Raw genomic sequence first — 23,147 nt, 5'->3', positions numbered from 1 at the left:
TATCGCGGAGAATCCCTATGCAACTCGGATTGATTGGACTTGGGCGCATGGGCGCCAATATCGCGCGTCGTCTCATGCGGGGCAAGCACGAAGTCGTCGTGTACAACCGCAGCCTGGACAAGGTGAAGGAACTGCAGGCCGAGGGCGCCGCCGGCGTCGACAACGTCGAGGCCCTGGTCGCGAAACTGGCCAAGCCGCGCGCCGTGTGGGTGATGCTGCCGGCCGGCAATGTCACCGAACACATGATCGACACGCTGGCGGGGCTGCTCGATCCGGGCGACATCATCATCGACGGCGGCAACACCATGTACAAGGACGACATCCGCCGCGCCAAGGCCCTCGCCGCGCGCAAGATCGAATACGTCGATGTCGGGACCTCGGGCGGCATCTGGGGGCTGGAACGCGGCTATTGCATGATGATCGGCGGCGAGGACCGCGTGGTGCGGCACCTGGATCCGCTGTTCGACTGCCTGGCGCCGGGCCTGGGCGATATCCCGCGCACGCCGGGCCGCGAAGGCCGCGACGACCGTGCCGAACGCGGCTACATCCACGCCGGTCCTGCCGGCGCCGGGCATTTCGTGAAGATGGTCCACAACGGCATCGAATATGGCCTGATGCAGGCCTATGCCGAAGGTTTCGACATCCTCCGCACCAAGGGTTCCGAGCAGGTGCCGGAAGGCGAGCGCCTGAACATCGAAGTGGCGGACGTGGCCGAAGTCTGGCGCCGCGGCAGCGTGGTGTCGTCGTGGCTGCTGGATCTGACCGCGATCGCGCTGGCCAAGGACCCCAAGCTGACCGGCTTTTCCGGTGAAGTGGCGGACAGCGGCGAAGGCCGCTGGACCATCGATGCCGCCGTCGAACAGGCCGTGCCCGCGCCCGTGCTGGCCAGCGCCCTCTTCGCCCGCTTCCGCTCGCGCCAGGACCATACCTTCGGCGAGAAGCTGCTGTCGGCCATGCGCTTCGGCTTCGGCGGGCATGTCGAGGAGAAAAAGTAATGGCAGACGCTCAATCGGCACGGCCACCGCGGTCCCAGATGGCGCCGCCGGTCAACCTGTTCCTGTTCGGCGCGCACGGCGACCTGGTGAAGCGCCTGCTGATCCCGTCGTTGTACAACCTGACGCGCGACGGGCTGGTGGGCGAAGCGCTGCACATCATAGGCGTGGACCACAACAAGGTCAGCGACGAGGCCTATCGCGACAAGCTGGCCGAATTCATGCAGTCGCAGGCCGACAAGTCCAAGCCGCAAGGCGAAGGCGACAGCTCGGCCGGGCTGGACCCGGCGCTGTGGAAACGGCTGGCCGAACGCACCACGTACCTGGAGGGCGACTTCCTGGATGAGGGCACCTACCAGGCCATCGCGCGCCGCATCGAGGCGTCCGGAACCAATAACGCGATTTTCTACCTGGCCACCGCGCCGCGCTTCTTCTGCGAAGTCATCACCCGGCTGGCCCAGGCGGGCCTGCTCAAGGAAGGCGACGACCAGTTCCGCCGCGTGGTAGTGGAGAAACCGTTCGGCTCCGACCTGAAGACCGCCGAGGAATTGAACGCCGGCATCCTCGCCGTCATGGATGAGCGCCAGGTCTACCGCATCGATCACTACCTGGGCAAGGAGACGGTGCAGAACATCCTGGTCAGCCGCTTCGCCAACGGGCTGTTCGAGGCGTTCTGGAACAACCACTACGTCGACCACGTGCAGATCACGGCGGCCGAGACCGTGGGCGTGGAGCAACGCGGCAACTTCTACGAACGCACGGGCGCGCTGCGCGACATGGTGCCCAACCACCTGTTCCAGCTGCTGGCCATGGTGGCGATGGAGCCGCCGGCTGCCTTCGGCGCCGATGCCGTGCGCAGCGAAAAAGCCAAGGTCATCGCCGCCATCCGGCCACAGTCGCCCGACGAAGCCCGCCGCAATTCCGTGCGTGGGCAGTATTCCGCCGGCGACGTGGGCGGCACCCAGGTCGCCGGCTACCGGCAGGAGCCGCGCGTCGCGCCCGACAGCTGCACGGAAACCTATGCCGCGCTGAAGCTCTGGGTGGACAACTGGCGCTGGGCCGGCGTGCCGTTCTACCTGCGCACCGGCAAGCGGCTGAGCGTGCGCAATACCGAAATCGCCATCTGCTTCAAGCCGGCGCCGATGTCGCCCTTCCGCGATACGCACGTGCACGGCATGCGGCCGAACTACCTGATCATCCAGATCCAGCCGGACGAAGGCATGTGGTTCGACTTCCAGGCCAAGCGGCCGGGCACCACGCTGGAGATCGACAACGTGCAGATGGGCTTCGCCTACGCGGACTTCTTCGCGATGCGCCCCTCCACCGGCTACGAAACCCTGCTGTACGACTGCATGATCGGCGACCAGACGCTGTTCCAGCGTGCCGACAATATCGAGAACGGCTGGCGGGCCGTGCAACCTTTCCTGGACGCCTGGCAGGGTTGCACCGACGTGCATACCTATCCGGCCGGCACGGACGGCCCGCAAGCCGCGGATGAGTTGCTCAAGCGGGACGGACGCGCATGGCACAGCCTGAAATGACCCACGGCGACGCGCGCTCGTCGCGCCGCATCCGCCTGCTGGTTTCGGATGTCGACGGCACGCTGGTACGGCCGGACAAGCAGATCAGCGCGGCCACGCTGGCCGCCGTCCAGGCCCTGCGCGAGGCCGGCGTGCTGTTCACCCTGGTCAGCAGCCGGCCGCCACGCGGCATGCTTCCGCTGATACGCATGCTGCGCCTGGACACCCCCACGGCCGCCTTCAATGGCGGCGCCATCGTGGACGCGCAGGGGCGGGTCATCGAATCGCATCCCCTGTCGCGCGGCGACGCGCGCACGGCGCTGGACCTCTTCCTGAGCCGGCCCGTCGAGACCTGGGTGTTCGCCGACGACTTGTGGCTGCTGCGCGATCCGGAGGGCCACTATGTACCGCTGGAGCGGCGCACGCTGGGCTTTGACGGCACCGTGGTCGACAGCTTCGAGCCCTACCTGGACCGCATCGAGAAGATCGTCGCCGCCAGCGCGGATGCCGCCGGACTCGTCCAGCTCGAAAAAGAACTCAATCCCCTGATCGCACCCGACGGTCACGCCGTCCGATCGCAGGTCTATTACCTGGACGTCAACCATGCGCGCGCCAACAAGGGCGACGCCGTGGCGGCGCTGGCGCGCCACCTTGGCGTGCCCCTGTCCGAAACGGCGGTGATCGGCGACGGCGCCAACGACGTACCGATGTTCGAACGGGCCGGCTTTTCCATCGCGATGGGGCAGGCCGCGCCCGAGGTCCAGGCGCGGGCCATGGTGACCACCACCAGCAACGCCGATGACGGCCTGGCCGCCGCGGTGCAACGCTATATCCTGCCGGGAGTGCATTGATGAGCGCCGAACACGCCTGCATCTTCGAGGACGACGCCAGCCTGGTGGCCCATCTGGCGGACTGGCTGGTGGACCGCATCGCCGCCAGCCGGGGACGCTTCGCGCTGGCCCTGTCCGGCGGCAGTACGCCCAAGCCGCTGTACGAACTGCTGGCCGCCGCGCCACGGGCGGGCCGCATCGACTGGACGCGCGTGCATCTGTTCTGGGGCGACGAGCGCTTCGTCGCGCCCGACGATCCGCAGAGCAACTACGGCATGACGCGCCACGCGCTGATCGACCACATTCCGATTCCCGCGGCCAACGTGCATCCCATACCGGCCGACGGCACGCCAGAATCCGCCGCCCAGCGCTACGCGCAAACCCTGCAGGATTTCTACGGCGCAACGCGGCTGGACCCGGCGAGGCCGCTGTTCGACGTGAACCTCCTGGGTATCGGGGATGACGGCCACACCGCCTCCCTGTTCCCCGGCGCGCCGCAGGTCGAGGAAACCCAGGCGTGGACTGCCGCCGTGGTGGGCGTCAAGCCCGAACCCCGCATCTCGCTTACGCTGCCTGTGCTGGGCAGCGCGGCCGCGGTGGTGTTCCTGGCCGCCGGCGACAAAAAACGCGCGGCGGTCGCACGGGCCCGCGCCCATGATCCCGCCGTGCCAGCCGGACGCGTGTCCTGCGAAGGCGAACTGCTGTGGTACCTGGACCAGAACGCCTCCGGCGGGGCCGCTTAGCAAGGATCCGAAGGGGCTGCGGCCGCAAACCGATGGCGAAGCAGGAGCCGACGATCGGGAAGCTCTCGCTGAAACCAGGCCGGCCGCTCAGGCGGACAACTTCCACATCTGGGCATACAGGTCCGCCTTCCCCTCGAAGCCGATCCCGGGCAGGTCGGGCATGGTGATATAGCTGTCCTCCACCCGCACGCCATCCGGGAACCCGCCGTAAGGCTGGAACAGGTCCGGGTAGGATTCGTTCCCGCCCAGGCCCAGCCCCGCCGCAATGTTCAGGGACATCTGGTGGCCGCCGTGCGGAATGCAGCGGCTGGCGGACCATCCGTACTCGCGCAGCATATCCAGGGTGCGCAGGTATTCGACCAGGCCATAGCTGAGCGCGCAATCGAACTGCAGCCAGTCGCGATCCTTGCGCATGCCGCCATAGCGGATCAGGTTCCTGGCGTCCTGCATCGAGAACAGGTTCTCCCCGGTCGCCATGGGCTTGTCGTAGTGCCTGGCCAGTTCGGCCTGCAATTCATAATCCAGCGGATCGCCCGCTTCCTCGTACCAGAACAGGTCGTACTGCGACAACGCCTTCGCGTAGGCCACCGCCGTCTTCAGGTCGAAGCGTCCGTTGGCGTCCACGCACAGGCGCTGGCCATCCTGCAGCACGCTCAATACGGCATCGATGCGCCCCAGGTCCTCGTCCAGCGTGGCGCCGCCGATCTTCATCTTGACCACCGAGTAGCCGCGGTCGAGATAGCTGCGCATTTCGTCCTTCAGCTTGCTGTGGTCCTTTCCAGGGTGGTAATAGCCGCCCGCGGCATACACAAAGACCTTGCGGTCGGGCGTGCCATTGCCGTAGCGCTCCGCAAGCAGCTGGAACAAGGACTTGTCGGCAATCTTGGCCACCGCGTCCCACACCGCCATGTCCAGCGTGCCGATGGCCACCGAACGCTCGCCGTGGCCACCGGGCTTCTCATTGATGAACATGCGGTCCCAGATCTTGTGCGGGTCCAGGTTCTCGCCGCTCGCGTCGACCAGCGAACCCGGCTCGGCGGACAGCAGGCGCGGGATGAAGCGTTCGCGCATCAGCATGCCCTGGCCATAGCGCCCGTTGGAATTGAAGCCATAGCCCACCACCGGCTTGCCGTCCCGTATCACGTCGGTGATGACGGCGACCAGGCTCAAGGTCATCTTGCTGAAGTCGATGTAGGCATTGCGGATGGACGAGCTGATCGGCATCGTCTGTTCGCGGATTTCAACAATGTTCATGGCGTCTCCTGTGTCGGCCCGGCCGGAAGGCGAGCGGATGAATCGCAGATTAACGAATCAAACCCTGCTTTTCATTCACCTGCGGGAAAATTATTATTCACTTTCATTGAATTATAGGAGCGCCGCCTCCATGAAGACCGACACCGCCTCCGAACTCGTGTTCTTCGTGCTGCTGGGCAAGCACGGCAATTTATCCGCGACGGCGCGCGAACTGGGCATCACCCCGCCCGCGGCGACCAAGCGCCTGGCGCAACTGGAGCAACGGCTGGGCGTGCGCCTGGTCAACCGCACCACGCGCCGGGTCAGCCTGACCAGCGAAGGTGAAACCTATCTGCGCCACGCCAGCCGCATCCTGGCCGAAATACGCGACATGGAAGACCAGGTCACCAGCAGCCGCGGCGCACCGAAGGGCCTGCTGCGCGTGAACACCACGCTGGGCTTCGGCCGCACGGTCATCGCGCCGCTGGTGTCCGACTATGCGCGCCTGCATCCGGATGTCGAGGTCCAGCTGGAGGTCACCGACCGGCCGGTCGACCTTGTCGAACAGGGCTGCGATCTTGCCGTTCGCTTCGGCGCGCCGCCCGACAGCCGGCTCAGCGCGCGCCGCCTGATGACCAACCGCCGCTTCCTGTGCGCGTCGCCGGCCTACCTGGACCGATATGGGACGCCACAGCGGCCCGCCGATCTGGCCAGCCACCGCTGCATCATCCACCGCCAGAACGACGACGCCTACGGCGTGTGGCGCTTCACGCGCAACCGCGAAACCGAGGCGGTGAAGGTCAGCGGGGCGCTGGGCAGCAACGACGGCGATATCGTCCTGGGCTGGGCCCTGGACGGCCATGGCGTCCTGGTACGTTCGGAATGGGACCTGGCCAAGTACCTGGAAACGGGGCGCCTGCGTCGCGTACTGCCCAGCTATAGCCTCGCACCCGCGGACCTGTTCGTCTATTACCCCAGCCGCCACCATCTATCGGCCCGCGTGCGCACCTTCATCGATTTCCTGGCGCTGCACTTCGAGACCCCGAGTCCGGCGCGTCCCCCGAAGCCGGCCAGGGCAAGGCCTTCTCCAGCCTGAATTCCAGCGCCCACACCCAGGGGTTCACGGCCCACGCACGCGCCCCGTAAAGCTCGCACCAGGCCAGCGCGAATACCGATTTCATGGGAATGCCCGGAAGAAAGCCGCCGTGTGCGCTGTGGCCCCGGGCACAACCTTCGGCTGCCACGTCGGCCTCGCTGATGTCCTGCAGGCGCTGTATGCGCAGGCCGATCAGCAATACTTGCGCGAAAGATACGCCACTGTCGTCATACAGCGGGATGGACTGGCCCGGCTCGCCATAGGGGCAGGACATGCGCCGGATGCGGCGCCGCGAGGGCGGCGGCACGGGGTCCTCCACGGCAATCCATTTGCCGTTGGGACCGACCTCACGCAGCCATGCCACCGTCGCATCCGTGGGCTGCGGCTTGAGAATGCGTCGCGTCTGCACTTTCCTGCCTTCCAGGATGTCGTCGATGACGTTGCGATCGAATCGTAGCGGTTGCACTCTCATCGCATAACCCGTGAAATGCCCATGTCTGGCCGCATGCGGCGCGCTTGCACCGATGCGGCGGTCACTGAACCAGCTCCGATAGATGTGCCGAGGTTCGCCATTATGCTCCTGGAAACCGCGCCTTGTGGCGCCTTCATCGAAGCGCACCTGAAGGATGGATTGTCGACATGCGTTACGACTTGACGAGCCTGGAACTGTTCGCTTCGGTGGCGGAAGAAAAGAACCTGACCAAGGCCGCCCGGCGCAAGCATCTGGCGGTGTCTGCCGTCAGCAAACGCATCGCCGAACTCGAAAGCCTGGCCGGCTCGCCCCTGCTGGTGCGGTACGCGCGCGGCGTCGACCTGACGCCGGCAGGGCAATCGCTGCTGCACTACGCGCGCCAGATGCAGCACACCCTGTCGCTCATGCAGGAAGAACTGGCCGGGTATGCCGCCGGCGTCAAGGGCCACGTGCGCATCCATGCGATCACCTCAGCGCTGGCCCAGTTCCTGCCCGGAGATATCGAACGCTTCGCCACGGACTATCCCCAGATCAAGTTCGACATCGAAGAGCGCGTGGGCAGCGCCGTGGTCGGTGCGGTGGCGGACGGTCATGCCGATTTGGGGATTTTCGCGGAGCAGACGCCATCGCACGGTTTGCAGGTCTTCCCCTACCGGCAGGACGAACTGGTCGCCGTAGTGCCCGCCACCCACGCGCTGGCGCGGCGCCAAAAGGTCCGCTTCGATACGCTGCTCGATTACGAGTTCGTCGGCCCGCACCTGGATAGCTCCGTGCATGCCTTGCTCACCGCGCAGGCCAAGCAGCGCGGCAAGCCGCTGCGCCCGCGCATCCGCATCAGCGGCTTTGACTGCATGTGCAAGCTGGTGGCGGCGCAAATGGGCATCGCGGTACTGCCCCGCGCCGTGGCCACGCCCTATCTGCGCGGGGGCAAGCTGCGCGCGCTGACCCTGGCCGAGCCCTGGGCCACCCGTACGCTGATGATCGGCGTACGCCAGCTGGAAACGCTGCCGCCCACCGTGCGGTCATTGATCGGCTACCTGCGAGGCTGAACCCCTCCGGGGAAGGCATGGCGCGCCGCAGGAGGCTCCGCCGGCGGCACAGCGTTCGCCATCCGGAAACGCTCGCTTGGCGAAGCGGCAATTTCCATGCGGCGGGGGGCGGCTTACCATGCGGGCCATCGCTCCCCCTGCCCGCCGCATGCCATCACCGCCTCCATGAACCAGCCCCATCCCTCCAGCCTCGCGCGCCTGGTCATCAACGGACGCGACCATGCCTATGTAGCGCTAGACCGCATCCTGCCGCCGGAAGTCCTGTCGACCCTGCCCTACTCCATCCGCTTGCTGCTCGAGAACGTCGCGCGGTGCCAGCCAGACGCCCTTCCCGCCGTGCTGGCCCGCGCGCAGGGCCGGGGACCGGCCTGCGAAGTGCCGTTCCATCCCAACCGGCTGATGTTCCACGACACGACCTGTCTGCCGGCGCTGGCCGATTTCGCGGGGATGCGTGACGCCGTCGCCGAGCTGGGCGGCGACCCGCGCCGCGTCAACCCGCATATCCCGGCCGTGTTGACGATCGACCATTCCGTCATCGTGGAGCACTACGCCGAACCCGACGCGGCGCAGTCCAACCTGGACATCGACTTCCGGCGCAACGGCGAACGTTATCGCTTCATCCGCTGGGCCGAGCAGAGCCTGGACAATTTCAAGGTCATCCCACCCGGCACCGGCATCATCCACCAGATGAACATGGAGGCCTTGGCCGAGGTCGTGTGCGAAGCCCCACGCGGGAGCGGCCCCAGCCTGCTGCATCCCGACGACATGGTGGCCACCGACAGCCACACCCCCATGATCAACGGCATCGGGGTGCTGGCCTGGGGCGTGGGCGGGCTGGAAGGCCAGGCCGCCCTGCTGGGCGAGCCGGTTCCCATCGCCTACCCCGAGGTCGTCGGCGTGCGCCTGTCCAACCGGCTTGCGCCCGGCGTCACCGCCACCGACCTGGCGCTGACCCTGGCCGAACGCCTGCGCGCGCACGGCGTGGTCGGCAAGTTCGTGGAGTGCTGCGGTCCCGGTTTGTCCACGCTGGACTGGGCGGCGCGCGCAACCGTGGCCAACATGGCGCCGGAGTACGGCGCGACCGTCGTGTTCTTTCCCTTCGATGACGAGGCCATGCGTTTCCTGGCATTGTCCGGGCGCACGCCGGCCGTGCGCGATCGCGTGCATGCCTACCTCGCGGCCCAGGGCCTGTGGCGACGCGACGACATGCCCGAACCGCGCTTCGACGAGGTGGTCGCCCTGGACCTGGCGACGGTCCAGCGCAGCGTGGCCGGCCCGCACCAGCCCCATGAGCGGCAGCCGCTTGCCGGCGCGCCGGCTTCCTTCATCGCGACGCTGGACGCAACCGCGCGTGCCGCTCCGGCCCCCGCCGCGCTGTGGGAGCGGAACGCCACCCAGCCCGTCGACGGCGCCGTCCTGATCGCCGCCATCACCAGTTGCACCAACACCGCCAACCCGCTGCTCATGCTGCAGGCCGGACTGCTGGCCCGGGCCGCGGTAGCGCGGGGACTGTCGCGCAAGCCGTGGGTCAAGACCTCCCTGTCGCCCGGTTCGCGCACCGTGGCCGACTACCTCGAGCGCGCCGGACTGCTGCGCGACCTTACCGCGCTGGGATTCGACGTGGCGGGCTTCGGCTGCATGACCTGTATCGGCAATTCCGGGGGCCTGCAAGCCGCGGCCGATGCCATGGTCGACGCGGGCCTGCAGGGCGTCGCGGTGCTGTCCGGCAACCGCAATTTCCAGGGCCGCGTCAATCCCAAGGTGCCGGCCGGCTACCTGGCTTCCCCGGCGCTGGTCGTGGCCTATGCCATCGCCGGGAATATCCGTGTCGACCTGGAACAGGAGCCCATCGGCATGGACGCCGAAGGCCGGCCGGTCTGGCTGCGCGACATCATGCCGGCGGACGAGGCGGTGGCCGCGCTGGCGAGCGAGGTCCTGGACCCCGCGCTGTTCCAGCGCCGCGCGGCCATGGTATGGGCGGGCACCCCGCAGTGGCAGGCACTGTCCGCCGCGCCCAGCGTCCGCTATGCCTGGGATCCCGCATCGACCTACCTGCGCCGGCCGCGCTATCTGGAAGCCGTGGCTGCGCGCGCCGCGCCGCTGGCCGCCATAACGGGCGCACGCGCCTTGATGGTGCTGGGCGACAACGTGACCACCGACCATATCTCGCCGGCGGGCGCCATACCGCCGGACAGCGCGGCGGGCCGGTGGCTGCTGGCGCGCGGCGAAGCCGTCGAAGACCTGAACCAGTACTCCACGCGCCGCAGCAACCATGAGGTCATGCTGCGCGGCGCCTACACCAACGCGGCGGCGCGCAACCGGCTTGCAAGCGCCCCAGCCGGCCCGGCTGCCAGGCCGGGCGCCTGGGCATGGGATGCGGACCGGCGTGAAGTCCTGCCGGTGCACGATGCGGCGGCCACCTACATGGCGCGCGGAATTCCCCTGCTGGTGTTCGCCGGACGCAACTACGGCGCCGGCTCCAGCCGCGACTGGGCCGCCAAGGCGCAGGCACTGCTGGGCGTACGTGCCGTCGTGGCACGCAGCTTCGAGCGCATCCATCGCAGCAACCTGATCGGCATGGGTGTACTGCCCCTGGTCTTCCACGGTGACGACAGTGCGCAGGCGCTGGACCTGGACGGCACCGAAACATTCGAGCTGCGGGGGCTGGACGCGTTGCGGGTGGGCGACCACACCGTCGTCCTGGAAACGCGGCACGCACAACGGCCGCCACGCACGCTGATGCTGTCCTTGCGGCTGGATGCCGAGCAGGAAATACGCTATCTGCGGCACGGCGGCGTGCTGCCCTATGTCGTCCGCAAAATCGCCGGCATGGGCGAGGTTCCGGCATGAGCGCAACGCCCTTCGCGCCCTCGCCCGACCTGCCGGCCACCGTCTATGTCGGCAGCCGCACGACCCGCGAGCGCAACGCCCGCGGCCGGGGCATCACGGCCTGGCACCGCGACCCGGTGAGCGGCGCGCTGCAACCGGTCCAGGAGGTGGACGGGCTGGTCAATCCCTCCTACCTGGCCCTGGGACCGGCGGGGCGCGTCCTCTATACCATCCATGGCGACGCCAGCGATATCAGCGCCTTCCGCATCGATGCGCATAGCGGCAGGCTGAGCTTCCTGAACCGGCAAAGCACGGAAGGCCGCAACCCGGTACACCTGGCGGTGGCGCCCGACGGCGGCCATATCGTTGTCTCCAACCACTTGAGCGGCTCGCTGGCCGTCCTGCCGCTCGCCGACGACGGCGCGCTGCTGCCGGTCAGCCACACGCGGATACTGGAAGGCGAGCCCGGCCCGCATCGCGTCGAGCAGCCACACGCCAAGCCGCACTTCAATCACTTCGATGCGCAAGGCCGCCATGTGATCGTTCCGGACAAGGGGCTCGACCGCATCCATGTCCTGCACTGGAACAATGGCGCGCTCGCGCCCGCCACGCCCGCGCATGTACCGACGCGCGAATGCGCGGGTCCCCGCCATGTCGCCTTCCATCCCCAGGCGCCGTGCATGTATACGGTCAACGAGCTGGACTCCACCGTGACCGCGTATCGCTACGATGCGGGGCCGGGAACGCTGCAGCCGTTCCAGATCCTTACGACGCTGCCGGATAGCTACACGGGGAACAACCGCGCGGCGGCCATCGCCGTCGACCCCCGCGGCCGCTACGTGTACGCCTCCAACCGGGGCCACGACAGCATCGCCTGCTTCGCAATCGCGGCCGCCACCGGCCACCTGCGCTTCGTGGCCGCGTATCCCACGCAGGGACGCACGCCGCGCTTCTTCACCCTCGATGCCGCGGGCCATTTCCTGTACGCGTGCAACGAGGACAGCGACACCATCGTCACGTTCCGCGTGGATGCCGAAACGGGCGCGCTGGCCGCCCATGGCACGCCCGCCCGCACCGGCAGCCCGGTCTGCATGGTGTTGCGCAAGTAGATCGAAACATCGGTGCATCCAGACAGCGCGAGACCGCGCAGCCAGACATACATACATAACCCGGAGACAAACGATGAAAGCCCTTATCCCGCTCGCCCGCGCCATGCGGCGCCTTTCCGTCGCGGTCGTGCTCGCCGCCACCACGGCGCAGGCACAGACACCGGCACAGGCGCAGGACCACTATCCCGCCATGCCGATCCGACTCATCGTGCCCTATACGGCCGGCGGCGGCGTCGACTTGATCGGACGCCTGCTCGCGCAGCGCCTGAACGACACGCTGAAGCAGCCGATCATCGTCGAGAACAAGCCCGGCGCCAGCGGCATGATCGGCGCCAACTACGTCGCCAAGGCCAAGCCCGACGGCTACACCATCCTGCTGTCGGCCGCCGGTGAGATCGTGGTGAACCCGTCGTTGTACAAGGAGAAAATGACCTTCGATCCGGGCCGCGAGCTGGCTTCGGTATCGCTGGTCGCGCGCATCCCCAACGTGCTCGTCGTGAACCCATCGGTACCGGCAAAGACGCCGGCCGAATTGCTGGCGTATGCGAAATCGCAGCCCGGCCACCTGACGTTTTCCTCCAGCGGCGTGGGCAACCTGCAGCATGTCTCCGGGGAATTGCTGAACCGCATGGCGGGCGTGGATATTCGCCACATCCCGTACAAAGGGGCCGCCCAGCAGATCGCCGATGTCGTGGCCCGGCATGTCACCATGACCTTTACCAGCGCCGCCGCGGCCATGCCTTTCATCAGGAGCGGACAGGTACGGCCCATCGCCGTCACGTCGTCGCAGCGGCTGGGCGCGCTGCCCGACGTACCCGCGCTCGCGGAAACACCGGGCCTGTCGGGCTACGAGGTGGTCAACTGGTTCGGCTTGTTCGCGCCGGGGGCGACACCTCCCGCCATCCTGGACAGACTCAACCAGGCGGCGCTGGCAGCGCTCAAGGACCCGGCGTTGCTGCAGGCCTTGAGAGACCAGGGCGCCGAACCCGCGTCTTCCTCGCGGCCGGACTTCGACGCCTTCCGGCGCGCGGAGACCGCCAAATTCGCCAAGGTCATCGCGGAAACCGGCATTACGCTGCAGGAGTGAGGCGCCGGCGGCAGACGTCGCGCGGGGCCGCCTTGCCGTCATGCGCATCGCGTGACCGCGCCGGAAATCTGAAGGAAAACTGAACGGTGGCCGCGGAGCGGAATGTCATAATCCCGCTCCATCGTTCATTCCCACGCAGTCCTTCGCCATGCCGCTCGCACTCGGTGCATTCATTGTTCCGCTTATCGTGGCTTGCGCGTTGTTCATGGAGAACCTCGACGCGACGGTGCTCGTGACGGCGCTGCCGTCCCTGGCACGGGACTTGGGAGAAGACCCGATCACCCTGAAGCTGGCGGTTACCAGCTATGTGGTTGGGCTCGGCGTCTTCATCCCCATCTGCGGCTGGGTGGCCGACCGCTACGGGCCGCGCACGGTCTTCCGCGCGGCAATCAGCATTTTCGTCGTCGGGTCGCTGCTTTGCGCGGCCGCCAACACGCTATTCACCTTCGTGCTCGCACGGTTCGTGCAAGGCGTCGGCGGCGCCATGATGGTGCCGGTCGGACGCATCATTATCTTCCGGTCGGTGGCGCGCGCCGATTTCGTGCGGGCGGTGAATTACCTGACGATTCCCGCGCTGCTGGGGCCCGTGGTCGGGCCGCTGCTCGGCGGGTTCATCACGACGTATCTGCACTGGCGCCTGATGTTTTTCATCAATGTGCCGATAGGCCTGGTCGGCATTTACCTGACGAATCGACATATCAACGACGTGCGCGATACGGAGCCCGGGCATCTGGACTGGCCGGGCTTCATCCTGTCGGCCGGCGGCGCCTCGTTGTTCATGCTGGGCATGTCGCTGGTCGGCAGCGACGTGGTGAGCGACCGCGTGACCGCCCTCCTGTGCGTGGCAGGCCTGGTGCTGTCCGGACTGTACGTGCTGTATGCGCGGCGCGTGGAGAATCCACTGCTGGACCTGCGCTTTCTGCGCATCCCCACCTTCCATACGAGCGTGATCGGCGGATCGCTGTTCCGCATCGGGCTGGGGGCGGTGCCGTTTCTCCTTCCGCTGGCCTTGCAGGAAGGCCTGGGCATGACGCCGTTCGAGGCCGGCATGATTACCTGCGCGTCGGCGTTCGGCGCGCTGTTCATGAAGATGCTGGCGCAGCCGGTACTGCGTCGCTTCGGCTTTCGCCCCGTACTGATGGCCAATGCGGCGCTGGCCGGAATCGCGCTGGCCATGTATGGCGTTTTCAATCCGGGCATGTCACGCGGACTGATCTGGGTGATCGTTCTTTTCGGCGGGATTTTCCCGTCATTGCAGTTCACCAGCCTGAATGCGCTGGCCTATGCCGACATCGACAGTGGCGACGTGGGCCGCGCGACGAGCGTGTCCAGCGTAATCCAGCAGATGTCGCTGGGCCTGGGGGTGACCGTGGCCGGGATCGTGCTGCAGCTCTCGCATTATGTGCAGGGGCATGCGGGCATCGTATGGACGGATTTCTGGCCGGCCTTCCTGGTATTGGGTCTTTTTTCGGCCGCCTCCATACCGGTGACGGCGCGCATGCCACGCGGCGCCGGCGGCGAACTGACACGGGGCCGCTGACCCCGTGCCTTGAGCCGGGCCTAGAGGAAGGCCCGGGCCTGGTTCATGATGGCGTCGCAGGCCTGCTGCGTGGCGGCCGCTTTCAACCCGTCGCCGCCCAGGCTGACCGTGTTCCCGCTGCCGGTCTGAAGCAACCCCTTGGCGCCCTCCAGATACCCCTCGTCCTTCTGCGCGGGCTGACCGGTGGTCCCGCTCAATTTTCCAAGCAGTTGATCCTTCAGCGACGACGCGCTGCCGCCGGACAGGTACTTGTTCTTGATGCAGTACTCGAGCACGCCGGCCGCGTTGGCCAGGCTCCCCGATTGCAGGCCCGCGCCGCCGGAGGCCGACCCCGAGCCCAGCCCGCCGAGCGCGCCCTTGATGGAATCGAACCCTTGCGCGATGGCCGGGCCGTGGGCGGATGCCATGAGCGCGCCGATGATCAGCGCCACACGGACGCGGTTGCGTATCTTCATATCCAACACTCCTGTTCGAGGGCCATTGTTCCTGGCCGCGGCACCGATCCGGCCGGCTCGGCGCGGGCTCAAGGCATCGGCGCAAGGCGGGTGGCCCGGATCGGGCGATAATGGCCGGCGCCGAGTCGCGGTGCCGGTCGTCAAGGGGTGACCGCACGCGCGACAAGGCCGCCCCGCTTGCGGACCGCGTAAGGATAGGCGCTTGCGGGTTCTTCCCAAGTAACGATAGGTGTCATTACCGAGCCACCATGACGATACGTATTCTGCTTTCCCGAAGTACCGCCGAACGCATGCGCGGACCCATCGCAGAAGTGATGTCAGGCCGCCCGCACGAGTTGCGCGTGGCGGAGCCGACGCTGGGGCACGCGCACGGTGATATCGACATCGGGTTCATCTCCCGCGATGTGACGGGGGCTTCCACCAAGCATGTGGTGACCGAACCCTTGCAGGCGTTCTACGAATCGCTGCGCGCCTCGCCGAACCTGCGCTGGGTCCACGTCCACTCGGCGGGGCTCGATCGCCCGATCTTTCCCGAATTGCAGGGGCGCGGCGTCCAGGTCACGCCTTCTCCTGGCGCCAATTCCGAGCCCGTCATGCAGACGGCCCTCGCCGGCCTGCTGGCCCTGGCGCGGCAGTTTCCCGCACTTATGGCGGCGCAGCGCGAGAATGTGTGGATCAAGGCTACCGAGCTGCCGCCGCTGCGCGACCTTACCGGCCAGACGGCCGTCATCGTGGGATGGGGCAATATCGGGCAGCGCCTGGGCGCGGCGCTGCGCCTGCTCGGCTTGAAGGTCGTCGTCGTGCGCAGCAGCGCCACGGCGATGGCCGACGGCATGCGCAGCGTGGCCTATGAGGACATCCACGCCGTGCTGCCGCAGGCGAACTGGCTGATCCTGGCATGTCCGCTGACCGATCGCACGCGTGCGCTCATCGGCGCGCGCGCCTTCGACGCGATGCCGCGCAACGCGTATCTGGTCAACGTGGCGCGCGGCGAAGTGGTGGCACAGAGCGACCTCATCGATGCGCTGCAGACCGGTCGCCTGGCCGGGGCCTACCTCGACGTATACGAGCACGAGCCGCTGGATGCCGGCTCGCCGCTGTGGCGCATGCCGAACGTCATCGCGACGCCGCACATGGCCGGCCATTCGGATGGCAACGCCGCGCGCGTCGACGGGATCTTCCTGGCGAACCTGCGCAGCTGGCTGGACCAGCACGCGCCGCTCGCCCCTGGAGCATGACGCGCCCGCGCGCCAGCGCAGTCCTGCTTGGCCCGGATCAGCAGGCGCGTCGCGGGGCGTGCGCTTCAGCGGGATGACGAGGGCCGGTCAAGACCCGCGCCGGTGCAAGGCCTCGCGGGTGTAGGGAGCATCGGCGCCGGACAGCGCCAGCGCCAGCGACACCACGACATCGTGCGTGCGCAACTGCGGCGCCACGGAATAGCTGGCCATCGCGGATACCACGAAGCCCAGGGCCACCGCGCCGAGCCGTACGCCGGCCCGGCCGGCGGGCCAACTCGCCAACACCAGGCCGGACACCACGCCGCCGATCAGCAGGCCCAGGACGACTTCCGACACCGAATGCGCCTGCAACACCAGGCGCGATATACCGATCAGCAGCGCCAGCACGGCGCCTGCCGCCGCGAGTACCCACGCAGTCCCGGCAGAGCGCCTGTTGCCCACGGCATAGCCGAGCACCGGGTACACCGCCGCCGACACCATGGAGTGGCCGCTGAATCCGGTGAAATCGATTGCCGCCCAGCCCACGCCCCAGCCCAGAAAGGCCAGCTTGGACGCCAGCACCAGCGCGCAAGCCACGCCGAAGGTCCACAACCAGCGAATAACCGGCGGCCGCTCCGACATCGCAACGAAGAGCATCGCGATCAGCGCCGCCGGCAGCAGGAGCCGCGATTCGCCGAACGCCGAAAGCGCAACCCAGAAACCGGAACCATGCATTGCCTGTCCATCCCATGTGCGTGTGCCAAGCGCGATATCCCAACACATCCCGGGCCGCTTGCCTATCCGTAGATTGGCCGTGCCCCCATTTCCATCCCCGATATGCCACCGCCTTGTCCCCTGCCAGGGCATGCAGCTTGCTGTTGCCGGCCACGATCCGCACCGCCGCCCCTGCAAGGAGATCCCTATGAGAGCACTACGCTGGCATGGCAAGCACGACATCCGTTGCGACAATGTCCCCGACCCCCAGATCGAACATCCGCGCGACGCCATCGTCAAGGTAACGTCCTGCGCCATATGCGGCTCGGACCTGCACCTGTTCGACGGCTTCATGCCTGGCATGAAGCATGGCGACATCATGGGCCACGAGTTCATGGGCGAGGTCGTCGAGGTGGGCGCCGAAGCGAAGGGACTCAAGGCCGGCGACCGCGTCGTCGTGCCCTTCACCATAACCTGCGGAGAATGCGAGCAATGCCGGCGTGGCAACTTCTCCGTCTGCGAGCGCACCAACCGCAACAAGGACGCCGCCGACAAAATGTTCGGCCATACGACGGCCGGTCTCTTCGGCTATACGCATCTGACCGGTGGCTACCCGGGCGGCCAGGCAGAGTACGTCAGGGTGCCCCATGCCGACAGCACCCATATCAAGGTGCCCGACGGGCTGACCGACGAGCAGGTACTGTTTCTGGGCGACATCTTCCCCACCGGCTGGCAGGCGGCGGTCCAGTGCGATATCCAGCCCACCGATACGGTGGCAATCTGGGGAGCCGGCCCGGTGGGACAGATGACCATCCGCAGCGCCGTGCTGTTGGGCGCGAAGCAAGTCGTGGTGATCGACCGCGTGCCGGAACGCCTGGAGATGGCCCGTGCGGCGGGCGCCATCACCATCAACTTCGAGCATGAAAGCGTGCTCGAGCGGCTGCATGACCTGACCGGCGGCAAGGGTCCCGAGAAGTGCATCGACGCCGTCGGCATGGAGTCCCATGCGACGCGCTCCATCGATTCCATGTACGACCGCGCCAAGCAGGCCATCATGGCCGAAACGGATCGCCCCCATGTCCTGCGCGAGATGATTTACGTGTGCCGCCCCGCCGGCATCCTGTCCATCCCCGGCGTCTACGGTGGACTGATCGACAAGATTCCTTTTGGCGCATCCATGAACAAGGGCCTGACGTGGCGCATGGGGCAGACCCATGTCCGACGCTGGACCGACGACCTGCTAAAACGCATCGCCGACGGCCAGATCGATCCGTCCTTCGTGATCACGCACACCGTCGGGCTGGAACAGGGTCCGGAGATGTACAAGACCTTCCGCGACAAGAAGGACGGATGCATCAAGGTGGTGCTCAAGCCGTAAACCCGCGGGCGTCCGCGCCTCTGGAGCCATTATGAACGACGTATATCAATTCCCGACCGCGCAAACCGAATCGAGGCCGGCCAGGCTGGCGCGCGGGCTGGGCTGGTTCAGCATCGCGCTGGGTGTGGCGGAACTGGCCGCGCCGGCCTTGGTCAATTCGGTGTGCGGGCTGCGGGCTCGGCCCGCCACGGTGCGCCTCTACGGGCTGCGCGAAATCGCCTGCGGCATCGGCATACTTACCAGCCGCGATCCGCGCCCCTGGCTGTGGGCGCGCACGGCGGGCGACATGGTGGACCTGGCCTCGCTCGCGCTGGCCGACAAGGATGCGCCCAACGCGGTGCGCACCGGCATGGCAGCCATGAATGTCGGCGCCATCGCCGCGCTGGACATCTATGCCGCCGAATCGTTCCCCGCGCCGCCTCCGCCGCCCAGCCAGTACAGCTATGCGGACCGCAGTGGATTGCCGCGCCCGCCCGACGCCATGCGCGGCGCGGCGCTCCAGGACTTCGAGATGCCGGACGACATGCGGGTACCGGCCGCGCTGGCTCCGTGGGGCCAGGAAGGCCCGACGGACGATACCCGGCAGACTGCGAGGACCGGGACGACCGCACAAAGCGACGCGACCGGCAAGACGGGCCAGCCCGCCTCGACCCTACCCACGCGCGGGACCGGCGAGAATGGTCAAAGGCCTTCGTCGGGACCGGCTGGCAATGGCGGCGCTCCTACATGACGGGCATGGCGCGGGCCGTGGCCAGGGCTGGCGCCGGGCCCCGGCCCGCCAATCCACTTACCAATCGGCCTTGTATCGCGCATATAGCGCGATGACGTCCCGGACGTACTGCTGCGTTTCCGCGTAGGGCGGGATGCCATCGTACTTCTGCACGGCGCCCTGTCCCGCGTTGTACGCGGCCAGCGCAAGGTCCAGCCGGCCCGGATACTGGTCGATCAGGCTGCGCAGGTGGCGGGAACCGGCGCTGATATTGATGGCGGGATCCACCAGGGCCCGCTCGACATCGGGCGCGCTGACCCATGCCGCGGCGGTGGTGGGCATCAATTGCATCAGTCCCAGTGCGCCCTTGGGGGAGCGGGCGTCCTTCCGGAAACCCGATTCGATGGCGATGACCGCACCCAGCAGCGCGCTGTCCACGCCATAGTCGGCCGCCGCCTTCGCGATGACGACGCGGTAGTCGTCCAGGCCCCGGTGCGCGGTCAGTGCATCCACGCGTGCGTCGTCCGCCTGCTCATAGGCCATCGCGGCGGTGATCTTGCCGCCCGGCCCCGCGGTCAGGTAGCGACGCGGACAGTCGGGACACCGCGCGTCCGCGCCGGCGGCGCGTCCATACGCCCGTACCTGCGCCCGCTTGTAGTACTTCGCCATGCCTTTGGCGACGGTCATGGTGCGCCAGACTCCGAAAGGATCCTTGTATCGGTACCTTTCGCCCGCCTGTGCCGCCGTCGCGGCGAACGCCAGTGCGATACATGCCGCCATCGCCGCCAGGAACAGCCATCGTCGCCCATCGTATTTCGCGGTGGTTCGCCAGTGTGTTCTCATGGTCTTCACAAGTGCGCGGCCCGCCGCGCGTCCACGGCCCCAGGCGGCGCGGTGCGCCGTCTCGTCTCTCCCCCGGCCCCTGATGATGGGGCAGCCCCCGGCGGCTGTCTCCCGGGTCAATGGCCTAGCACGTCCAGGCGAGCACTAATGCGCCTGGCTGACGCGTTCGCAGGGGCCGGATGGCGCCGGCCCGCTCAAGTCGCACGCATGAAGGCAGCGCCGTTCCGATCGAAATTGCGCAGGTGCGGGAACACATCGTTCAAGGCATCCGCGCCCGCGCCGAACCAGGCGCCCAGCGCCGCGCCGAACTGCTCTACGGACGTGGTGGGCAGCAGGCGTCCATGGTCCACGAAGCCCGGCCCCTCGATGTCCCAGTCCGGGTGGGTGCCATAGAAGCGGCCGCCCTGCACGGCGCCGCCCAGGATAAAGTGATGGCCGCCCCAGCCATGATCGGAGCCGTCGCCATTGGACACCAGCGTGCGGCCGAACTCCGAAGCGGTGAACGTGGTCACGCGGTCCGCCATGCCCAGGTCCGTCATCGCCTGCTGGAATGCGGCCAGCGCGCCGCCCAGCTCGCGCAGCAAGCCCGGGTGGGTTCCATTCAGGCCATCGTGATTGTCATAGCCGTTCTGCGACACGAAGAAGACCTGGCGCCTGACGCCCAGCGCGCGGCGTGCGGCGATCATGCGCGCGACGATCTTCAATTGCGCGCCCAGGGGCGTGCCGAAATCTCCCGCTATGGCCACGCCCTCCAGCGCGGCCCGCAATTGCGTATCGGCGCGGATCGATCGCGCCAGGGTCGCGGCGATCTGCTGCTGGAACAGGTGCTGCCCCGGCTGGACCAGCAGTTCGCGCAGCAGGTCGGTGCAGGCAGTCGAACCGTAGGTGTCGCGTTGCAGCAGCTCGATCGGCGTGGATCCCGCGGGACTGACGCGGTACGCGGAGACGTGCTGGCCGGACAGCAACAGCGCGCTGCCGCCCGCGGTCACGTTGGCGAAGGTGCTGGCGCCGTTGCCGGCGACGAACAGGTCCGCCATGCGCCCGGCCCAGCCGGAGGCCGCGCCCTCCGGCGCCAGTCCCTGCCAGTACGACTGCTGGTCGTTGTGCGAAAACAGCTTGGGTGGCATGGGCACGCGGTTGCCGATGTAGTCGGCCTTGCGGGTCGGCACCACCATGGGCCCGACGTTCAATTGCACCGCCATCATGCCGCGCTCGAACCACGGCTTGAGCGCGGCCAGCGTGGGCGCCAGCGCATACACGCGGCCATCCGCGCCGCCGCCGCGCGGCTGCAACACCGTTGCATCCAGTTTTTCGCGCGCCAGCGCGATGTCGGCGCGCGTGCGGAAGTAGCGCGCATGGCTTTCGCGGTCGTAGGGCACGACCGTGTTGTAGGGATCATTGCCGCCATACAGGAATACGCAGACCAGCGCCTTGTAGTCCTCGGCGGCGGGGCTTCCATGTGCCGGGGGCCGGGCCTGCGCGGCGGCTTCACCGGCGGCCGCCAACTGCAAGGCAAAAGGAGCGGCCGCACCGGCGACGCCGCCCATGCCCAGCGCGGATGCACGCTTCAGGAACTCGCGGCGCGAGGCATCGCCCGTACGCGGTACGCCATGCTGCGCGTCGCGGCGCGCCTTGCCAGACCGATCAGCCATCGTCCTGCCCTCCCGCCGTCAACGGCGTGATCATCGCTGCACCAGGTACTCAGGCGCCGCGGCCACCAGGGTGATGGCGGCCCGCACGCGATCGCGCGGCCGTTCGGCGGGAATGGTCCGCACGGCCTGCGCGATGGCCGCCGCCGTATCGCGGCTGAAGGCGTCGCCCGCCAGCAGCAGCACGATACGGTCGACCAGCCGCGACGTGTCCTGCGCGATGGCCACTTCCGCCGCATAGGAGGTCTGCAAGTCCTCCCAGCCGCGATCCACGTAGATGGCCACGAAATTCAGGTATCCGGCCACGCTGGTTTCATCTGTGATCTGCAGTTCCGGCGCAACCAGCCCACGCGCCGCGATGGCGCTGCCGGCAGGCGTGTAGCGCGGACGAAAGAAGTTGAACACCGAGGCGGACCGCATGGGGCTTTGCGCCAGCCGCACCGTATTGTCCGTGGTGTCCGGCATGGCCCACTTGCCGTTTGTCGACGTGGCCTGGAAGGCGCGCGCCCAGGCGGCGAAGCGCAGGATGGGCTCGCGTACCTTGCCCCAGGTCGGCGAATCCAGGTCCGGGAAGCGGGCCTCCGGGTCCAGCAGCACGGCCCTCACCACGGCGCGCAGGTTGCCGCGCACGCCCCGGCCGTCATCGGCGAAGGCGGCGGCGACGCGCTTGACGTAAGCCGGACTGGGATTGCTGGTCACCAGCCGCTGGATCAGCTGGGTGCCGATGAACGGCCCCACGTTGGGATGGGCGCACAGCACGTCCAGGGCCTTGCCCAGCGACGCCACCCCGCCGGTTCCGGGCGGAATCACCGCGCCCAGGAAGCGCTTCTCGCTCATGGAATGGTTGGAGGGGTTCAGCGCCATGGGGCGGCGCTGGAACTCGACGTCGTTCTCGCTGCCGTTCAGGTCCCAGCCGGTGAAGACCTTGGCCAAGCCCCGCACGTCGTCGTTGGTGTAGGTCTCGATGGGCTTGCCCTGCTTCAGCTTCAGCGTGCCATCGGGATTGAGTTCGTACAGGCCGATGGTGAACAACTGCATGACCTCGCGCGCGTAGTTTTCGTCGGGTTCCCGCCCGGTACGCGGGTCTTCCTTGCGGTTGCCGCGGTAGGTCAGCATGCAACCCATGGACAGGTTCAATGTCACGGCCTCCAGCAGTTGCCGATAATTGCCCAGGGCATGCTGAGCCAGGATGTCCATGAAGGACGCGGCGCCGAACAGCGGCCAGGATGCCGTGACCGCCGAAACTCCGACGACAAAGATCTCCGACAGCGCGAACGCGGTCCGCACGCGCACCTGGTCCGGGGCGCTGATGAACTTGCGCCATAGCGTCGACTCCAGCGGCGCATTGATGCCGTTGCCCTTGTTGGCTTCGTTATTCGCGCCGACGGAAAGCAGCCAGTCGAAGTGCGTCTGCGAGGGCGGCATGGAGAGCTGTTCGTCCAGCCACGCGGCGTACCCCATGCCGGTCACGCGTTCGATCTCGCGCGGCGTGGGCCCGAATGTGGCCTGCGCCAGGAAACGCGACGCCTGCCCCGGCGTGGGGCGCGGGTAGTCGTAGCCAGGGGGCGGCGATTCGCTGGGCAGCGCAGGGGATGCAGTCTTCGGCATGGGCGTAATGATTCGCGTCGCCTTACCTTAGACGCAACGCAGCACGCCTTCAATTCGCGCAGATGGAGGATGAA

The 23,147-nt window shown here is 67.6% G+C and carries 20 protein-coding genes; 13 read left to right on the top strand and 7 right to left on the bottom strand.

Annotated features, from left to right (window positions below; all coding sequences use genetic code 11):
- Positions 1-17 precede the first annotated feature (17 nt).
- The 4 genes from gnd to pgl are packed head-to-tail and all read left to right on the top strand — an operon-like array spanning position 18 to position 4,085.
- Positions 18-995 (top strand): phosphogluconate dehydrogenase (NAD(+)-dependent, decarboxylating), encoded by a 978-nt coding sequence (gene gnd, locus BAU07_RS05545; protein ID WP_066654841.1) that lies wholly within the window; start codon positions 18-20, stop codon positions 993-995.
- Positions 995-2,533, top strand: a complete 1,539-nt coding sequence (gene zwf / locus BAU07_RS05540; RefSeq protein WP_066654839.1) for a glucose-6-phosphate dehydrogenase — start codon at positions 995-997, stop codon at positions 2,531-2,533. The genes gnd and zwf overlap by 1 nt, the downstream gene beginning before the upstream one ends.
- Positions 2,515-3,363 (top strand): Cof-type HAD-IIB family hydrolase, encoded by an 849-nt coding sequence (locus tag BAU07_RS05535; RefSeq protein ID WP_066654838.1) that lies wholly within the window; start codon positions 2,515-2,517, stop codon positions 3,361-3,363. Before zwf ends, BAU07_RS05535 begins: the two co-directional genes overlap by 19 nt.
- Positions 3,363-4,085, top strand: coding sequence for a 6-phosphogluconolactonase (gene pgl, locus BAU07_RS05530; protein ID WP_066654836.1), 723 nt, complete (start codon positions 3,363-3,365; stop codon positions 4,083-4,085). The genes BAU07_RS05535 and pgl overlap by 1 nt, the downstream gene beginning before the upstream one ends.
- Positions 4,086-4,172: 87 nt before the next feature.
- Here pgl and BAU07_RS05525 read toward each other — a convergent pair whose 3' ends face one another.
- The gene (locus BAU07_RS05525; protein WP_066654834.1) at positions 4,173-5,339 is read right to left on the bottom strand and encodes a mandelate racemase/muconate lactonizing enzyme family protein; all 1,167 of its coding nucleotides are present in this window, start codon (positions 5,337-5,339) and stop codon (positions 4,173-4,175) included.
- Between the two features lie 130 nt (positions 5,340-5,469).
- On the opposite strand from BAU07_RS05525, the gene BAU07_RS05520 reads away from it, so the two are divergent.
- Entirely contained in the window at positions 5,470-6,414 is a 945-nt protein-coding gene (locus BAU07_RS05520) for a LysR family transcriptional regulator (RefSeq protein ID WP_066654832.1), read from the top strand.
- Here BAU07_RS05520 and BAU07_RS05515 read toward each other — a convergent pair.
- Positions 6,329-6,886 carry a hypothetical protein gene (locus BAU07_RS05515; RefSeq protein WP_232338254.1) on the bottom strand — a complete coding sequence of 186 codons (558 nt, stop codon included), beginning with the start codon at positions 6,884-6,886 and terminating at the stop codon, positions 6,329-6,331. The genes BAU07_RS05520 and BAU07_RS05515 overlap by 86 nt on opposite strands.
- A gap of 167 nt (positions 6,887-7,053) precedes the next feature.
- Between BAU07_RS05515 and BAU07_RS05510 the strand changes: the two genes are divergently transcribed.
- From BAU07_RS05510 to BAU07_RS05490, 5 genes are all read left to right on the top strand, one after another.
- Positions 7,054-7,935 (top strand): LysR family transcriptional regulator, encoded by an 882-nt coding sequence (locus BAU07_RS05510; protein ID WP_066654829.1) that lies wholly within the window; start codon positions 7,054-7,056, stop codon positions 7,933-7,935.
- 165 nt (positions 7,936-8,100) lie between these two features.
- Positions 8,101-10,785: an aconitate hydratase AcnA gene (gene acnA, locus BAU07_RS05505; protein ID WP_066664892.1), complete on the top strand. Its 2,685-nt coding sequence runs from the start codon at positions 8,101-8,103 to the stop codon at positions 10,783-10,785.
- The gene (locus BAU07_RS05500; RefSeq protein WP_066654827.1) at positions 10,782-11,873 is read left to right on the top strand and encodes a lactonase family protein; all 1,092 of its coding nucleotides are present in this window, start codon (positions 10,782-10,784) and stop codon (positions 11,871-11,873) included. Before acnA ends, BAU07_RS05500 begins: the two co-directional genes overlap by 4 nt.
- Before the next feature lie 73 nt (positions 11,874-11,946).
- A complete protein-coding gene (locus BAU07_RS05495) occupies positions 11,947-12,960 on the top strand; it encodes a tripartite tricarboxylate transporter substrate binding protein (RefSeq protein WP_232338253.1) in 1,014 nt (337 codons plus the stop codon).
- 148 nt (positions 12,961-13,108) lie between these two features.
- Positions 13,109-14,500 (top strand): MFS transporter, encoded by a 1,392-nt coding sequence (locus BAU07_RS05490; RefSeq protein ID WP_066654825.1) that lies wholly within the window; start codon positions 13,109-13,111, stop codon positions 14,498-14,500.
- A gap of 20 nt (positions 14,501-14,520) precedes the next feature.
- Here the strand turns inward: BAU07_RS05490 and BAU07_RS05485 are convergent, their stop codons facing one another.
- Positions 14,521-14,955: a DUF2501 domain-containing protein gene (locus BAU07_RS05485; protein WP_066654824.1), complete on the bottom strand. Its 435-nt coding sequence runs from the start codon at positions 14,953-14,955 to the stop codon at positions 14,521-14,523.
- Between the two features lie 248 nt (positions 14,956-15,203).
- Here BAU07_RS05485 and BAU07_RS05480 point away from each other — a divergent pair, with 248 nt between their 5' ends.
- Positions 15,204-16,193 (top strand): NAD(P)-dependent oxidoreductase, encoded by a 990-nt coding sequence (locus BAU07_RS05480; RefSeq protein ID WP_066654822.1) that lies wholly within the window; start codon positions 15,204-15,206, stop codon positions 16,191-16,193.
- Between the two features lie 87 nt (positions 16,194-16,280).
- On the opposite strand, the gene BAU07_RS05475 is transcribed toward BAU07_RS05480, so the two are convergent.
- On the bottom strand, positions 16,281-16,907 hold the full coding sequence (locus tag BAU07_RS05475; protein ID WP_066654819.1) for a phosphatase PAP2 family protein: 627 nt from the start codon (positions 16,905-16,907) through the stop codon (positions 16,281-16,283).
- 187 nt (positions 16,908-17,094) lie between these two features.
- On the opposite strand from BAU07_RS05475, the gene BAU07_RS05470 reads away from it, so the two are divergent.
- Together BAU07_RS05470 and BAU07_RS05465 are read left to right on the top strand one after the other, a co-directional pair.
- Positions 17,095-18,264: a zinc-dependent alcohol dehydrogenase gene (locus BAU07_RS05470; RefSeq protein WP_066654818.1), complete on the top strand. Its 1,170-nt coding sequence runs from the start codon at positions 17,095-17,097 to the stop codon at positions 18,262-18,264.
- Between the two features lie 31 nt (positions 18,265-18,295).
- Positions 18,296-18,994 (top strand): hypothetical protein, encoded by a 699-nt coding sequence (locus BAU07_RS05465; RefSeq protein ID WP_066654814.1) that lies wholly within the window; start codon positions 18,296-18,298, stop codon positions 18,992-18,994.
- A gap of 57 nt (positions 18,995-19,051) precedes the next feature.
- Here BAU07_RS05465 and BAU07_RS05460 read toward each other — a convergent pair whose 3' ends face one another.
- From BAU07_RS05460 to BAU07_RS05450, 3 genes are all read right to left on the bottom strand, one after another.
- The gene (locus BAU07_RS05460) at positions 19,052-19,660 is read right to left on the bottom strand and encodes a lytic transglycosylase domain-containing protein (RefSeq protein WP_232338252.1); all 609 of its coding nucleotides are present in this window, start codon (positions 19,658-19,660) and stop codon (positions 19,052-19,054) included.
- A 350-nt stretch (positions 19,661-20,010) separates the two neighbouring features.
- Positions 20,011-21,363, bottom strand: a complete 1,353-nt coding sequence (locus tag BAU07_RS05455; protein WP_415830370.1) for a DUF1501 domain-containing protein — start codon at positions 21,361-21,363, stop codon at positions 20,011-20,013.
- A gap of 135 nt (positions 21,364-21,498) precedes the next feature.
- Positions 21,499-23,073: a DUF1800 domain-containing protein gene (locus BAU07_RS05450; protein ID WP_084025383.1), complete on the bottom strand. Its 1,575-nt coding sequence runs from the start codon at positions 23,071-23,073 to the stop codon at positions 21,499-21,501.
- Between the last annotated feature and the right edge of the window lie 74 nt (positions 23,074-23,147).

It is taken from the genome of Bordetella flabilis (assembly GCF_001676725.1).
Classification (GTDB): Bacteria; Pseudomonadota; Gammaproteobacteria; order Burkholderiales; family Burkholderiaceae_B; genus Bordetella_C; species Bordetella_C flabilis.
This window is presented reverse-complemented; position numbering and strand designations above follow the sequence as displayed.